General features: G+C 60.6%; 11 protein-coding genes. 8 read left to right on the top strand and 3 right to left on the bottom strand.

Annotated features, from left to right (window positions below):
* The first annotated feature begins 4 nt into the window (after nucleotides 1–4).
* From ACO77H_RS12910 to ACO77H_RS12880, 7 genes are all read left to right on the top strand, one after another.
* Nucleotides 5–1,036 (top strand): ABC transporter substrate-binding protein, encoded by a 1,032-nt coding sequence (locus tag ACO77H_RS12910; RefSeq protein WP_172314834.1) that lies wholly within the window; start codon nucleotides 5–7, stop codon nucleotides 1,034–1,036.
* A gap of 53 nt (nucleotides 1,037–1,089) precedes the next feature.
* Nucleotides 1,090–2,148, top strand: coding sequence for an ABC transporter substrate-binding protein (locus ACO77H_RS12905; RefSeq protein WP_169955294.1), 1,059 nt, complete (start codon nucleotides 1,090–1,092; stop codon nucleotides 2,146–2,148).
* A 306-nt stretch (nucleotides 2,149–2,454) separates the two neighbouring features.
* A complete protein-coding gene (locus tag ACO77H_RS12900) occupies nucleotides 2,455–4,692 on the top strand; it encodes a TonB-dependent receptor (protein WP_170041588.1) in 2,238 nt (745 codons plus the stop codon).
* A gap of 152 nt (nucleotides 4,693–4,844) precedes the next feature.
* On the top strand, nucleotides 4,845–7,307 hold the full coding sequence (locus tag ACO77H_RS12895; protein ID WP_172314838.1) for a TonB-dependent receptor plug domain-containing protein: 2,463 nt from the start codon (nucleotides 4,845–4,847) through the stop codon (nucleotides 7,305–7,307).
* 205 nt (nucleotides 7,308–7,512) lie between these two features.
* Entirely contained in the window at nucleotides 7,513–8,274 is a 762-nt protein-coding gene (locus tag ACO77H_RS12890) for an ABC transporter permease (protein WP_169955297.1), read from the top strand.
* 9 nt (nucleotides 8,275–8,283) lie between these two features.
* A complete protein-coding gene (locus ACO77H_RS12885) occupies nucleotides 8,284–9,045 on the top strand; it encodes an ABC transporter permease (protein WP_432755635.1) in 762 nt (253 codons plus the stop codon).
* Between the two features lie 11 nt (nucleotides 9,046–9,056).
* Nucleotides 9,057–9,845: an ABC transporter ATP-binding protein gene (locus ACO77H_RS12880; protein ID WP_169955299.1), complete on the top strand. Its 789-nt coding sequence runs from the start codon at nucleotides 9,057–9,059 to the stop codon at nucleotides 9,843–9,845.
* 2 nt (nucleotides 9,846–9,847) lie between these two features.
* On the opposite strand, the gene ACO77H_RS12875 is transcribed toward ACO77H_RS12880, so the two are convergent.
* Entirely contained in the window at nucleotides 9,848–13,606 is a 3,759-nt protein-coding gene (locus ACO77H_RS12875; RefSeq protein ID WP_432755634.1) for a hypothetical protein, read from the bottom strand.
* Between the two features lie 151 nt (nucleotides 13,607–13,757).
* Nucleotides 13,758–14,225 carry a GNAT family N-acetyltransferase gene (locus tag ACO77H_RS12870; RefSeq protein ID WP_169955301.1) on the bottom strand — a complete coding sequence of 156 codons (468 nt, stop codon included), beginning with the start codon at nucleotides 14,223–14,225 and terminating at the stop codon, nucleotides 13,758–13,760.
* A gap of 224 nt (nucleotides 14,226–14,449) precedes the next feature.
* Here ACO77H_RS12870 and ACO77H_RS12865 point away from each other — a divergent pair, with 224 nt between their 5' ends.
* Nucleotides 14,450–15,700 (top strand): ribonucleotide-diphosphate reductase subunit beta, encoded by a 1,251-nt coding sequence (locus ACO77H_RS12865; protein ID WP_169955302.1) that lies wholly within the window; start codon nucleotides 14,450–14,452, stop codon nucleotides 15,698–15,700.
* A 39-nt stretch (nucleotides 15,701–15,739) separates the two neighbouring features.
* Here the strand turns inward: ACO77H_RS12865 and ACO77H_RS12860 are convergent, their stop codons facing one another.
* Nucleotides 15,740–16,039, bottom strand: coding sequence for a putative quinol monooxygenase (locus ACO77H_RS12860; protein ID WP_169957065.1), 300 nt, complete (start codon nucleotides 16,037–16,039; stop codon nucleotides 15,740–15,742).
* Nucleotides 16,040–16,118: the final 79 nt, after the last annotated feature.

The following is a 16,118-nucleotide window of genomic DNA, read 5'->3' as shown; positions in this document are numbered from 1 at the left end:
CTGAATGAGCCAACACCTCGATACCCTCTGGTACACCCGCTGCCCGGTGCCCACCGGGCTGGGGATTGCCGTGCAAAAAGGCTGGCTGCAAGAGACCGTCGGCGCCCTGGGCGCCGAGGTGCAGTCGCTGCGCGAGTCCAACGACCAGGCCGTGCGCGAGTCGCACTTTGATCACAGCTTGCGCAACTCGGTGCGCCATGGCGGCAATATCCCGGCGATCTGGGCCCGTGCCCAGGGCCGCGAGACCCGGGTAATCGGCTTGTCCTGGGCCGATGAAGTGCAATTGATCCTGACCCGCCGGGGCAGCGGCATCCAAACGGTCAAGGACCTCAAGGGCCGCACTTTCGGCCTGCCCGACTGGTCCGGCGCGCAGATCGATTTCACCCGCGCCCAGGCCTTGCGCGGCCTGGAAAATGCCCTGTCGCTGGAAGGCTTGCAGGTCGGCGATGTGAAGCTGGTGAACTTCCGGTATGGCGGCACTTTCAGCGACAGCCCGGTGCGCAACATCGCCGGCACGCAGGTCTCTGCGCCGCTGGCCGAACGCAACCTGGAGTTGATCGGCCTGCTGCGCGGCGAGGTGGATGCGATCTTTCTCAAGGGCGCCAGCGCCGCCCAGCACGCCCATGACTTTGGCCTGCACACGGTGATCGACACCGGTTCGCACCCGGACCCGCTGATCCGCAGCAACAACGGCACGCCGCGCACCCTGGCGGTGGACCTGAACCTGTTGGACAACCACCTGGATGTGGCCACCGGTATCCTCGATTCGGTATTGCGCGCCGAGCAATGGGCCCACACCCACCCGCAAGAAACACGGCGCTACCTGGCCCGGGAAACCAACAGCAGCGAATACTGGGTCACCGCCGCCTATGGCGAGGATGCCCACCTGCGGCTGCATACGGCCCTGGATGAACAGGCGATTGCCGCGCTGCAGGACTTTGTGCAGTTCCTGCACCGCTGGCGCTTTATCCCCAACAGCTTTGATGTGCGCGCCTGGATCGATGCGCGGCCCCTCAACCACCTGACATCGTTGTAGGAGCCCGGCTTGCCGGGTTCCTACAGGGCATAGGGATTTGAACGAAGACCTTTATGAGCAAACCACTCGATACTCTCTGGTACACCCACAGCCCGGTGCCCACCGGGCTTGGCATTGCGGTGCAGTCCGGGCGACTGGCCGAAGCCTTCCAGCCATTTGGCACCAATATCCAATCCCTGCGCGAGTCCACCGAGCGCGAAGTACGCGAAGCCCACTACGACCACCACCTGAAGAACTCGGTGCGCCACGGCGGCAATATCCCGGCCATCTGGGCCTACTCCAGCGGGGTCCAGACCCGTGTGCTGGGGCTGTCGTGGAGCGATGAGGTGCAGTTGATCCTGACCACCGCCGAAAGCGGCGTGAGAAGCGTGCGCGACTTGAAAAACCGGCGCTTCGGCCTGCCCAAGTGGGCCAACGTGCAGATCGACTTCACCCGCGCCCAGGCCCTGCGCGGCCTGGAAAACGCGCTCAAGCTCGAAGGCCTGAACGTGGCGGATGTGGAGTTGGTGGACTATCCCTACGGCGGCACCTACAGCGACAACCAGACCCAGTACGTGTACGGCACCCCGGCCAGCCTCGGGGTGAGCCGCTTCAGCCGGCGCAACAACGAGCTGATCGGCCTGCTGCGCGGCGATATCGATGCGATTTTCCTCAAGGGCGCCCACGCCGTACACCTGGCCAATGAGTTCGGCTTGCATGTGGTGGTCGATACCGGCTCCCACCCTGACCCGTTGATCCGCAGCAACAACGGCACGCCGCGTACGCTGACGGTAGATACCCACCTGCTGCACGAGCATTTCGATGCCAGCGTGAAGATTGTCGATACGGTATTGCGCACCGAGCAATGGGCCTGGGCCAATCCCGACGAGACCCGGCGCTTTCTCGCCCAGGAGCTGAACACCAGCGAGTACTGGGTGACGGCGGCCTATGGCGAGGATGCCCATCGGCGGCTGCGCACCACCCTGGACTCCCGCTCGATCGAGGCCTTGCAGGACTTCACCGATTTCCTGCATCGCTGGCACTTCATCCCACGGCATTTCGATGTGCGCGACTGGATCGACTTCAGCGTGCTGGAAAAAGTCATCGGCTCCACCTCCCGCGTCGCAGTCTGACCCCCTCAACCCCTGTAGGAGCCGGCTTGCCGGCGATGACGCCCCTGAGTGATGCAGTGCTTTCAAGGGCGCCATCGCCGGCAAGCCGGCTCCTACAGTGTTGGCCACGCAGCACTTTCTGTGCTGCTCCAGCAGCACTGGCCACGCAGTTTTTGCTGGATCCTCGACAGCCCGGATTCGCCGCGTTTAATCACGTCCAAACAAAAACTTTTTATCCTTAAATATCAATAACATAAATACACGTATCGGGATTGGCACGATCTCTGCTCTAGCCCCTTCAAGGACACTTTTCCGGGGGAGATTTACATGCACAAACTTAATCCAATCACCAAGGGCTTGTGGCTCGCATTGCTGTTCACTGGCAGCGATTACGTGCTGGCAGCCGACACTGAAAACGAGCCGGCACTCAAGACCGTCACCGTCACCGCGCAACACCGGGAGCAGACCTTGCAAGAGGTGCCGGTGGCCGTGTCGGCGGTCCAGGGCACCAGCATCGTGGCCGACGGCGTGCGCTCGATGGGCGACATCACCACTTTCATTCCCAACGCCTCGGCGAAGAACCCCGACGGCGACGGCCGCCCACGCTGGTACATCCGCGGCCTGGGCACCGGCGACACCGGGGCGGCCACGGTGTACCCAGTGGGCATTTATGCCGATGACGTTTACCTCAACGCGCCGATTGCCGGCGGCGGCCCGCTGTTTGACCTGGAGCGCATCGAGATCCTGCGCGGGCCCCAGGGCACCCTGTATGGCAAGAACACCACGGCGGGCGCGGTGAATATCATTTCGAAAAAACCCGCGTTCGACACTGACGGTTTCGGCACCATCGGCTTTGGCAGCAAGAATGAAAGGATCCTCAGCGGCGCCCTTGGCGGCGCGCTGGTGGACGAAAAACTCGCCGCGCGGATCTCGCTGTACTCCGAGGAGCGCGACGGCTTCCAGAAAAACCTGGTGGACGATCACACCTACGGCGACGTCAACAAAAAGGCCGTGCGCCTGCAGTTCCTTGCCCAGCTCAACCCGGACCTGGACGCGCTGCTGAAGATCCACAGCCGCGAGTTCAAGGGCGACGGTTCCAACGGGGCGCTGACCCTGGGCCGCTACTACAACGTCGGCTACCAGCGCCCCGAAGGCCGTAATATCGCGCTCAACGTCAAGGACGATTCCAAGCTCAACCATGACGGCACGTCCCTGACCCTCAATTGGCACCTGGGCGACTACACCCTCACCTCCATCAGCGCCTATGACTACATTCGCGGCCAGTCCAGCAGCGATGCCGACTACACGCCCTATGAGGTCAACGGCACGTCCACCAGCGATAACAAATACACCCAGTATTCCCAGGAAATCCGCCTGGCCTCGCCGCAGCAGGAAACCTTGCGCTGGCTGGCCGGTGCGCACTACTTCCACGAAGACCTGGACAGCAGCGGCGGACGTTTCATTGCCCCCGGCCCGACGCCCAATGGCACCGGTTCCAACCAGATCAATGGCGCGACCGACCTGCGGGATCTCAATTACGACCACAAGACCAACAGCTACGCGCTGTTTGGCAACCTGACCTACGACCTCACCGACAACTTCACCGTGACCGGCGGCCTGCGCTGGACCCAGGAAAAGAAAGACATCGATCTGAACCTCACCCAACTGACCCGCAATACCGCCAACGGCCCGCTGGTGCCCTTGGCCGGCAGCGGCACCAATGGCAGCCGCCAGGAGAACAAGACCTGGGAAGCCTGGACCTACGATGTCACGCCCGAATACCGGATCAATGACAACGTACGGGTGTTCTTTCGCTATGCCCACGGCTTCCGTTCCGGTGGTTTCAACACCGGGCTGTCCACCAGCCTGGCGCAGTTGACCACGGTGGACCCGGAACAACTCGACGCCTATGAGTTCGGGGTCAAGTCCGAGTGGTTCAACCGCCGCCTGACCGCCAACGCGAACATTTTCTACTACGACTATTCGGATATTCAGGTCAACCTGCTGACAGTCAACAACGGCGTGCTGACCACGGCCCTGACCAATGGCGCCAAAGGCAAGGTCAAGGGCGCCGAGCTGGAACTGGAAGGCCAGCCCACCGACTCCCTGCACCTGCGGGCGGCGGTGTCGTTCCTCGATACCGAATACACCGACTTCAAGAACACCAACCCCAACACCGGCGCGGTCACCGGTGACTACAGCGGCAACAGCTTTGTGCGCTCGCCGCGCAATGTGGTGTCGGTGGGTGGCGACTACACCATCGCGCTGCAGATCGGCGGCAAGTTGGTGGCCGGGGCCGACGCCAGTTTCCGCGACAAGGAATACTTCCTCGCCGACCGCCAGAGCAGCGCCGACAAGACCCTCAGCCAACCCCACTACACCCTGGTCAATAGCCGCCTGAGCTGGTACAGCGCCGATGAAAAACTCAGCGTCACCGGCTTCGTCAACAACCTCACTGACCGCCGCTACCAGGTGCATGGCCGGCCAAACGGTGGACTGGGGCAGTACGTGATCACCTACGGCGACCCGCGCACCGTGGGCGTGAGCGTGACCAGCCGTTTCTAAGCCCAAGCCCCTCTCCCAAACAACACAGACCCACTGTAGGAGCCCGGCTTGCCTGCGATAGCGTCCTTGAGCTCGCCATCGCAGGCTTGCCGGGCTCCTACAGGTGATCTGCATTGTTTGGAGGGCCAGCCTTGTTTGAAAGGAATACGTTTATGTTCCAGCACACTCCACTGGCCGGCGCCATCGCGCTGGTCCTGGGCAGCCTTGCCGTGCCCGCCATTGCCGCACCAATCCAACCCACGGCCAAGACCGACCACCTCGACACCGTGGTGGTACTGGGCACCCGCCGCAGCGACCTGACCGCCCTGCAAAGCGCCGCGCCGGTGGATGTGCTGTCCGGCGAGCAACTGCAAGAGACCGGCGCCAGCGACCTGTCTGGCGCGCTGACCGCCCTGTCGCCGTCGTTCAATTTCCCGCAGTCACCCCAGGGTGCCTTCGCCGGCTCTATCGCCCAAGGCGCATCGCTGCGCGGCCTGGCGTCGGACCAGGTGCTGGTGCTGGTCAACGGCAAGCGCCGCCACAGCAGCGCCAATATCACCCGCCAAAGCCTGGTCAATGGCCGGGGCGCAGCGGCGGTGGATTTGAGCCTGATCCCCCTGAGTGCGATCCAGCGCGTGGAGATCCTGCGTGACGGCGCGGCGGCGCAATACGGCTCGGATGCCATCGCCGGGGTGATCAATATCGTGCTCAAGGAAAACGACGACGGCGGCAACGTCGGCTACCGTTTTGGCGGCTATGACAAGGGCGATGGTATCCAGCGCAAACTCAGCGGCTGGAAAGGCTTCAGCCTGCCCAACGACGGTTTCCTGACCCTGAGCTTCGACGCCGGCAGCCAGGATCCGGCCAGCGACACCAACCCCGACAACCGGATCTTCTACCAAGGCTCCACCAGCATCAACACGCCCCGGGAACAGAACAACCGCTACCGCACCTGGCGCTGGGGCTCGGGCAATGTCTCCGACCAGTACAACTTCGTGGCCAACAGTGAGATCGGCGTCGGCGACGGCCTGACCGCCTATGGGTTTGCCACCTACGCCCACAAGAACACCGACGCCGAAGGTTTCTTCGACCCGCCGACCACCCTGCGCAGCAACTACGGCAGTACCGCGTTGCAGCGTTACCCCGACGGGCGCCTGCCGGTGACGCGCTACAGCCTGCAGGACTATGCGGTGACCGGCGGCCTGCGCTACGAGCACGAGCAACTGGGCAAGTTCGACCTGGCGCTGAACCACGGTAACAACACGCTCGAATCCACCGATCGCAATGCGATCAACCCCAGTTGGGGCACCAACAGCCCGTCGAATATCTACACCGGCCAGCGCGAAAACGAGCAGACCAACCTGACCCTGGACTGGGTGCGCGACTTCCCCACCGACCTGCTCTTCAAGCCGCTGACCCTGTCCGCCGGCCTGGCCTGGCGCAAGGAGAACTACCAACTGAGTGCCGGTGATGCGGCGGGCTGGCAGAACGGGCCGCTGTTCAACACGGTCGACCCGATCACCGGGCGCCGCATCCCTGGGTATTACTCGGGCATCACCCAGGTCGATGCCGCGTCCCTGGAGCGCAAGGTGCTGGGCGCCTATATCGATGTCGAAGGTCAGGTCACCGAGAAATTCCAGGCCGGGGTGGCAGTGCGTACCGAGCACTATTCGGACTTCGGCGACACCACCAACGGCAAGCTGTCGCTGCGCTACGACTTCACCCCACAGATCGCCGCGCGCGCCACCGCCAGCACCGGCTACCGCGCGCCGTCGCTGGTGCAGAGCGGCATGTCGTCGTTCAGCGTGCAGGTGGTGGAACAGCCGCCCGGCAGCGGCAACTATGTGGAAGTGCAGCAACGCACCCTGCGCGCCGACAGCCAGGAAGCGCGGTTGCTGGGCGGCAAGGCACTCAAGCCCGAGGAGTCCACCAACTACTCCCTGGGCCTGGTATGGCGCCCGCTGGACAACGCCTCGGTGACGGTGGATGCGTACCGGATCAATATCGACAACCGCATCACCCTCTCCGACCAACTGCCGTCTGCGGTGGTCACGCCGATCTTTGCCGGCACGCCCTACGCCAATATCCAGAGCGCGGCGTTCTACACCAACGTCGCCGATACACGCACCGATGGCATCGAGCTGACCGGCAACTATCAGTGGAACCTGCAGCAATGGGGGCGCCTGAACCTGAGCAGCGGCTTTGCGAAGAACCGCACCACAATCACGGCGTTGCGCGACGTGGGCAATATCAAGGGATCGCAGATTGTCGGGCGCAACACCCAGGGCCTGATCGAAGAAGGCACGCCAGAAACCAAACTGACCCTGAGCGCCAACTGGCTGTATGAGAACTGGGGCCTGACGGTTGCCCAACGCCGCTATGGCCAATGGATCAGCCGCAATGCCACCAACCCCAGCCTGGACCAGACCTACAGCCCGCAGTGGGTCACGGACGTGGACCTGTCGTACACCTTCGACAAGGGCCTGAAGGTCTCGGTAGGCGCGATCAACCTGTTCGACAGCCACCCGGACAAGGCCGATGGCGCGCAGTTGTACGGCGTGCCGATCTACTCGATCACCAGCCCAGAAGGTGCCCAGGGCGCGTTCTACTACACCAGCGTGAGTTACGACTTCTAGACGCGACTGCTGAACGGGTGTTGCCACAGCAGCACCCAACCACCATTTCCCCCTGTCGGAGCCGGCTTGCCGGCGATTGCGGCCTCATGCCCTGTGCATGGCAGAAGGGCGCCATCGCCGGCAAGCCGGGCTCCTAAAGGGTTTACGGGTTTATGGCACATGTCTTGCGATGGTGGCTGGGTACTTCGCTGAAATAAGACCTGCCATGCGCCTGAATCACTTACTGAACCCTCTTACCTGGCTGATCTCCCCCCTGGCCTTGCTGGCGGTGTGGGCATGGGTCGCGCACCTGGGGCTGTTCCCGCGCAACCTGCTGGTGCCGCCCGCGCAGGTGCTGCAGACCTTTGCCGATCTGCTGGCCAGCGGCGAGTTGCAGGAACACCTGGGCAACAGCCTGTCACGGCTGGGCATTGGCTTTGCTATCGGCTCGCTGTGTGGCCTGGGCTTTGGCGTGTTGATGGCTTTGTCGAAAACCGTCGAGGCTTATTGCGGGCCGCTGTTCCATACCCTGCGCCAGATCCCCAGCATCGCCTTGATTCCGATGTTCGTGCTGCTGTTTGGCATCGATGAAACCTTCAAGATCATCATCGTGGCCAAGACCGCGTTTTTCCCGGTGGCCCTGGCGGCCGGCGAAGGGGTCAAGGGCATCCCGCGCAGCTACTTCGAGGTCGCCGACGTGTACCGCCTGCGCTGGCCGAGCTTTGTGCGCCTGGTGGCCCTGCCCGCCGCCGCGCCGCCGATCATCACCGGTTTTCGCATCAGCCTGACCCGCGCCTGGGTGGTGCTGGTGGCCACCGAGTTGCTGGCGGCCGACAGCGGCCTGGGGCAGATGATCGAGATGGCCCGGCAGATGCTGCGCATCGACATTGTGATGGTCGGGGTGGTGGTCACCGGCGTGATCGGCTTTGCCATCGACTACCTGTTGCGCCATATCGAACAGCGCCTGTTTCGCTGGCAGACGCGCTAGGAGCCCTCTATGACGAACCTGTTGAAAAAGTCCCGCGGCCTGTTGCTCCCGCTCCTGCTGATCCTTGCCTGGGAATACGCCTCGCGCCAGGGCGCGGCCGGTGCCTATGCGTTCGTGCCGCTGTCGGCGATTGGCACGGCCTTGCTGGATATGCTCGGCAACGGCGAGTTGCTGGTCAACCTGCTGGCGAGCCTGGCGCGCACCAGCAGCGGCCTGGCCCTGGGCATTGTGTTCGGCGTGGCGTTGGGGGTGCTGATGGCGTTGTCCAGCGTGGCCAACCGCTTGATCGGGCCGCTGTTCCATAGCATTCGCCAGGTGCCGATGCTTGGCTGGATCCCGCTCATTGCCATGTGGTTCGGCAATGGCGAGTTCTCCAAGGTGCTGATCGTCAGCCTGGCCGCGTTTTACCCGATGGTGCTGAACACCTGGCAGGGCTTTACCCATGTCGAGCAGCGTTACCGCGAAGTGGGCCTGGTGCTGGTGCTGAGCCCCGTGCAGCGCTTCACCCAGGTGCTGCTGCCGGCCGCGCTGCCGAGCATCGCGACCGGCGTTTTGCACGCCCTGGCCTTTGCCTGGGTCACGACGATTGGCAGCGAGTTATTCCTGTCTTCCGCAGCGGGCCTGGGCAACTTGATGATGAATGCCGAGGCCGGCTCACGCATGGAAGTCATCGTGCTCTGCGTGTTGTGCATCGGCCTGCTCGGCTACCTCATGACCCTGTTGTTTAACCGCCTCGTGCGCCACCTGCTGCGCTGGCGCCACCTTCGTTGAAAGGCCCTGACATGAATGCAATCGCTCACCACGCCTTACACCAGCACCTGCAAACCGGCGCCTTGCAGATTCGCGGCCTGAACAAGGCCTACCGGATCGAAGGCCGCTCGTTGCCGGTGCTGCACAATATTCACCTCGACGTGCAACCCGGCGAGTTCGTCAGCATCGTCGGCGCCAGTGGCTGCGGCAAATCCACCTTGCTGCGCCTGATTGTCGGCCTGGAGGCCGAGTACGAGGGCGATATCCTGCTCGATGGCAAACGCATCGCGGCCACCAGCCTGGAGCGCGGCATCGTGTTCCAGGACCACCGGTTGTTCCCGTGGATGACCGTCAGCCAGAACATCGCCCTGGCCCTGAAAAACCATGACCTGCCCCAGGCCGAGAAAAACCGCCAGGTGGCCGAGCACATCGCCCTGGTCAACCTCAGCGGTTTCGAGAATGCGTACCCCCATCAGTTGTCCGGCGGCATGGCGCAACGCGCCGCGATTGCCCGGGCGCTGATCAACAAGCCCAAGGTCCTGCTGCTGGATGAACCGCTCGGCGCCCTCGACGCCCTGACCCGCGTGCACCTGCAACGGGAACTGCAGCGCATCTGGGTGCAGCAGCGCTGCACGGTGCTGATGGTCACCCATGACATCGAAGAAGCACTGTACCTGGGCGACCGGGTGATTGTGATGGACGCCCATCCGGGGCGGATCAAGCACGAGATCCGTGTCGACCTGCCCCATCCACGGGATCGTGCTTCAGCGGTGTTGCAACAGCACAAGCGGCAACTGCTGGAGGAGCTGACAGGCCACTGAGGTCAGCCCGCCGCAACCTTCAGGCGCTGGATCTGTGGCGTGCCTGTGGATGATCCCGGCTTGCGCGGGTCAATGACACTCATCATCACCCCATCGCTGGTGATGAATACTGGCCGTGACTTGCCTTGGTCTTTCGGGTCATTGGAAAAGGCCCCCTTGAACTCGACGGACCGGCGTTGCTCGGCAGTGCCGCCGTCCAAGGTCACCTTCAGATCCCCCGCGGGCGTCACCTGCCAGTCCGAGATTTGGGCGTCGGTGTAGTCCAGTTGAACGGTACTGCCCTGCAGGTCTTCTATGTGAACACTGCCTGACCCCTTATTGATGATGTACGTATTGCTGCCGCCTTCAGCGACCACCCTGGCCCCCCCATTGATCACCACGACATCGGCCCCCTTGCCTGTGCGGGCAATGTCCTCGCGGCCATTGAGGGTCAGCAAATTATTCTGATCATCACCTTGAACATAACTTTCGCCGTTCTTCACCGTGGTGACATTGGAAAAGTTCTGCACACTGGCGATTTTTTTCACCCCCTCGGTGTTGGATTTTTCAGTTTTTACCGAGACGGTATGGTCTTTCAGATTAATGACATGCCCTACGTAGCTGACACTTTCTTTCTTTCCAACATCGTCGCGTGGCGAACTTAATTCTCCAGAAAAAACCAGGGTGTTACGTCCCTCGCCACCCTCCAGGGATATTTGCCGGGGACTGAAGTCTTTGTTTCCCGTTTTCTCGACCTCACGCGCCCGCTCCAGTGTCTGGCGTGCATCGGCATTCATGACCACCGTGTCATCAGCGCGCCCGCCACTGACCACCTTCTTGCCGGTACCTAGCAAGAAGACGTTGGGTTTGTTTTCCACCCCTCTTACATAATCATCACCACCACCCAGGTCCCATAACGTGGCTTTTCCATCACCCAACTCGCCTTCAACCTGTTTGACCGGTTTGCCGTTAAATGATGAATAGCTTTCATCCACGCCTACCCGGTCAGTGCCATCACGAACCGCCACCGACGGGACCCTGCCGGGTACTGGAATCAGATTCAGCAGCCAGGTGACCGGCGAAAACCAGACTCTTGGCGTCAGTGGGACTTTGCCGTCCACTTGCTTGACCTCAACCTGCGACGAGCCGTAGACCACCCGCTCGAAGGTGTTCTTTGCATCACCGCTCAGGAACGCTTTATAGCGAGCTTGGCGTTGCTCATCGATTTCGTGGGTGTATTGGGTCTGCAGGTAAGGCTTGAGCACATCGAATCCAGGCTCCAGACCCAGGAACGCCCTCACACCGGTGACGGCCTTTTGTTCGCCCGAAAGCGGCGTGACCTTATCCAGGTCTTCCACGCTGCGCACGGAGTGGTAAATCATCTGGCTCATCATGAGCGTCCCGGCCACGACCAGGCCCACCGGCCCAGCCGACGCCGCCCCCATCATGAATGCGGCGCCCAACGTTACCGAGGTCGCGGCGTTGGCCACCGCGAAAGCACCGTCAACATAATGGTCCTGGGCTTGAGCACCGCTGCTCTTACTGGCCTTTTTAAAGGAATCGACAGCACTGTAGATATCAAACGGCACGCTGACCGCCGCACCCGCCCCGGTGCCGACTTTGCCAATCAGTTGCCCAACACTCGACGCTTTAAATCCCATGATCGAAGGCGCAGCCTTATGAATGACACTTTGCCCCAACTTGTTGAGCGAAGCCCCAATCGCGTCGCCCCCGTACTGGGCAGCCACTGCACCTAAACTGATACTGCCTTGGGTCACGTCTCCATTGTGAAAAGACTCTATCGCGCTGCGCAGCCCCTGGAATGTACTGAATGCCTGGAAACCCAAGCCCGCAGCCCGCGTTTTTCCAAACTTGTCCACCCCACCTGCATCAAAGAAATTCGCAGGCATCGCTTGTTTAGTGCGAACCATCTCTTGAATCTGAGCCGAAATCTTGTGCACTTGCTGCATCTGCTTTTCGAAGTTGTCAGGCACCTTCGAAACTTCGGTACTGGGGATCAGCGGTCCAGCGGACGGATCACGATGAATCGCAATTTCAAAGAACAGCTTGGTTGCCTGGTCACTGAACCGAACATCACCGGAACCAGACCATGCCTTGAAACGCGCAAAATCAATTTGCAGGTTATTGGCCAACAGCTTGCCATTCGGGTCACCTGCAGGCTGGGCAACTATCGGCTTGCCGTGGATATGGATGCCCATTTTGTAAAGATCGACGCGACTGATATCCAGGGTGCCGATACGGATCGGCGCCTGGCTGTCATCGAGGGCCTGAAGGCGCTGCACTTCCCCCGTATTGCTGATGACAGCGGGTGCAGCCATCCTGGCAAGAGGCGTCCCCCCCTGGTGTGTGGCAAACAACTGGCGATCGCGCTGCATCTCTTTGTCGATGTACGGATAACCGGGAGGTGGGGTTGCTTGGGCTAAGGTGCGCAGCAACTTTTGCTCAAGCCCCTGCATGCTGCCAATGTACGGGGAGCCGGGGTACTGTTTTATAAAGCCCTGAACGGTTTTCAATGAATCGAAGGTGGCGTGATACTGGGCCATACCTTTCTTGGCATGTATGTTGTCCACGCTTTCCAGAACATTTTGATAAACCGCAGCTTCCATACCCGCAACAGGCCTTGCATGTTTTCTAAAATCAGCCGAGGAAGGCAGGTGCGCACTATCAACTACTTTTATCGTATCAAGATCGGCCAAGGGCGCATTATATGCCAGTTGCATCCGCGTGGACGTCGGTCTAATTCCCGAGACATGCTCTGGATTAAATACGCTGAACCTGTATTTAGGATTATCCAGATCGTTGTTGTATGGCCTAATTAACTTTTTCAGATCTGGATCGGTAAAGATTTTTTTCATTCCGCTTTCAAATGCCTTGGCAGAAGAAAACCTGACCAAGCCAATATTGGGGTCGGCGTAGTAATAGGTCCGTTTACCGTCCGCTCCCGCCGTCACTCCTGCCGATAGACGATGCCCACTGGCGGAAATAATCAACGTCGTCGGGGCTGGGGCTTTGAGGAGCTGCGCTACGATTGACTTGTAAGACCCGAGCCTGTCAGTGGCCGGATCATGAGCCTTGTCGGCATACCCGGCGTACTTCTGGGCCCTGGCAATTGCAGCAAAGAATGCTTGAGATTCAGGCGTATCAGGAGAAGCCAGCGCCTGGTAAATATTACCCAGGAAAATATCAGCCTTGCCCTCCCTTGTCGCCAAGGACAGCAGGTGCGATATGCCTGCACACTCTCCGTCGCTCGATTGGTTAATCATTGCCAGATAATAACTTTGCGGCATGGGTGTCAACTTAGTTTCTTTACCCGAAACTACGTTCGAAAACTCCATCACCCTTTCTTGTGTTTTGATAATAGTGCGCTTTTCGGCCAAGTGCTTGAGCATGCCTAGTTGCTCATCGGTCACCCCGGGCTGCAATGCCATTTTATAAAACTCGGAACTACTCATCAAATCCGAATAACCAGCCGGCAGCGGCACGGACCCCGGTGAGTTATACCCTCGCATATAGGCCTCTCGGCCCTGGCTTTGTTTGACACTTTCTACTTTTGAAAAAAAATCATCTGCGCTGCCCGTCTCGCGAACAGCTGCCGCCGGTACTCCCCTACGCAGGCGGCGCTTGTCTGGCACATCGTTCTGCGTCGTCAGTTGCCCCGGTGATGGTTCTCGACGTTCTTCATGGGAAGTTGGAGGGGCGGTTTGAGCGGACTGATTTTGTCTAATGAACGACAAGGTATTGGGCAGGGACGATACGTGCATAATCACTCCAGCTAACAGGTTTTGTTCATTCAATATCCTTTTATGTGAAGGGCTCCTGGAGTGATAAAACCTAGCACCAGACGCAATACCACCCTGACAGACAAATCCGAGAGCAAACCACAAGGTATTACCAAATGCAGCGCGCCTCTCACTACAGAATGCGCGCCATCTTGATGATCTCGATAGACACCGGGCTGTTGCCACGGCTGAAGGTGCCTTCGCCAATCTTGCGAAAACCGCACGCGGCGTAGAATTTTTCGGCGGTCAGGGTCGCTTCCAGGTAGGCGCTGGTATGCCCGGCTGCGGCGATCTGCTGCAAAGCCTCGGCCAACAGGCGCTTACCCACCCCCTGCCCGGCCGCCTCGCCACGAATAAACAACTTGCTGACTTCCAGACCCTCGATCTCCACGAAGCCCTGGAGCACATCGCTGCAGGCCAGCCACAGGTTGCCGGCGGCGATGGCCGGGCGGTAAGTCTCAGGGGAGCGGCCATCAAGCCACATGGCGATCTGTTCGGCACCATAGTCGGCGGTGCACAGGTTTTCGACGGAGTTTTTATGCACCTGGAAGATGCTCTCGGCGTCGTCCTGGGTGGCTGGGCGGATCAGTAGATTTTTCATTCCTTTGAGTTTCCGAGCAGGGCCAATAAACCCAGGCGTTATAGCTGATCTTGCGCCGGGCAGCGACCGAAGACCGCACATCTTGTGCGTTGACCAGCTTTCCTACACACCATATAGTGTGCCCACACACGCAGCCGACCACTACATAGTGTGCGATGCCGGCAACTATCAAGTTTTTTGGACGGCCTCACACACCGTCAGAACAGACCAGGAAGGAGTATTTCATGCTGAGTTGGGATGAAGTCGACACCGAAGACACCGGTGCAGCCGTGATCCGTGGCGCCAACGCCGGCCACGCCACCGAAGCCAACATGGACCGCCTCGACGGTGCCGGTGCCGCCGCCGCCATCGAGGCCCGCGCCGTCACCGCCAATGACTCCGCCGCCATCGTGCGCGCCAAGGCCGCCCTGGACAAACTCGACGTCGCCGAAGGCCTCGCCGAGTTGGAAGGCGCCTCCGCCCGTGTCGCCGTTGACGAAAAACGCATGATCAACTGCCGCGCCGACCTCAACCAACTCGTGCCCTTCAAGTACGACTGGGCCTGGCAGAAGTACCTCGACGGCTGCGCCAACCACTGGATGCCGCAAGAGGTCAACATGACCGCCGACATCGCCCTGTGGAAAAACCCCGAAGGCCTGACCGACGACGAACGTCGCATCGTCATGCGCAACCTGGGCTTCTTCTCCACCGCCGATTCCCTGGTCGCCAACAACCTGGTGCTGGCCGTGTACCGCCTGATCACCAACCCGGAGTGCCGCCAGTACATCCTGCGCCAGGCCTTCGAAGAGGCGATCCACACCCACGCCTACCAGTACTGCATCGAATCGCTGGCCATGGATGAAGGCGAGATCTTCAACATGTACCACGAGATCCCGTCGGTCGCTAAAAAAGCCGCCTGGGGCCTGAAATACACGCGTTCGATCTCCGATCCGAAATTCGAGACCGGCACCGTCGATACCGACAAAGAACTGCTGCGCAACCTGGTCGCCTACTACTGCGTGCTGGAAGGCATCTTCTTCTATTGCGGCTTCACCCAGATCCTGTCCATGGGCCGACGCAACAAAATGACCGGCGTGGCCGAGCAGTTCCAGTACATCCTGCGCGATGAGTCGATGCACCTGAACTTCGGCATCGACGTGATCAACCAGATCAAAATCGAAAACCCACACCTGTGGGATGCCGAGATGAAGGAAGAAGCGACCCAGATGATCCTGCAAGGGACCCAGCTGGAGATCGAATACGCGCGCGACACCATGCCGCGCGGCGTGTTGGGCATGAACGCGGCAATGATGGAGGACTACCTCAAGTTCATCGCCAACCGTCGTCTGTCGCAGATCGGCTTGAAGGAAGAATACCCAGGCACCACCAACCCGTTCCCGTGGATGAGCGAGATCATGGACTTGAAGAAAGAGAAGAACTTCTTTGAGACCCGGGTGATCGAGTATCAGACCGGTGGGGCGTTGAGCTGGGATTGATCGCAGGCCATCGCCGGCTTGCCGGCGATGGCGCACGCATCAGTTGGAGACTTGCTCAAGAAAGATCAGCTTCAGAGGTTCCAGCAGCAAGTCATCCGCCGTGGCGGCAAAGCGCTGGAAGTACGGCATCGCAAAATGCGCATCGAGGGCCGCCTGGTTCTTGAACGCTTCACGCATATAGAACGTGCCCGGCTCATCACGCAGTTCGAACAGCACGTAATCCAGGTTGCCTGGCTCGGTGCGGGTCGGCTCGACCAAGGCCAGCAGGCCGGCCTTGAGCGCTTGTTCCTGGCCCGGCTTGGCCTTGAGTACGGCGATGGATATCAGGGGTTTGCTCATGCTGGCGACTCCATTGGTAGGTTGGCTGGCGCATGCGGCGAGCATTACGCACAGCGATAAGCCCAGGGCTTTGATCAGG

The organism is Pseudomonas sp. WMBT8, from assembly GCF_050916005.1.
Lineage (GTDB): Bacteria > Pseudomonadota > Gammaproteobacteria > Pseudomonadales > Pseudomonadaceae > Aquipseudomonas.
Note: the sequence above shows the minus strand (reverse complement) of the source record. Positions and strands in the feature narration are given on the sequence as shown.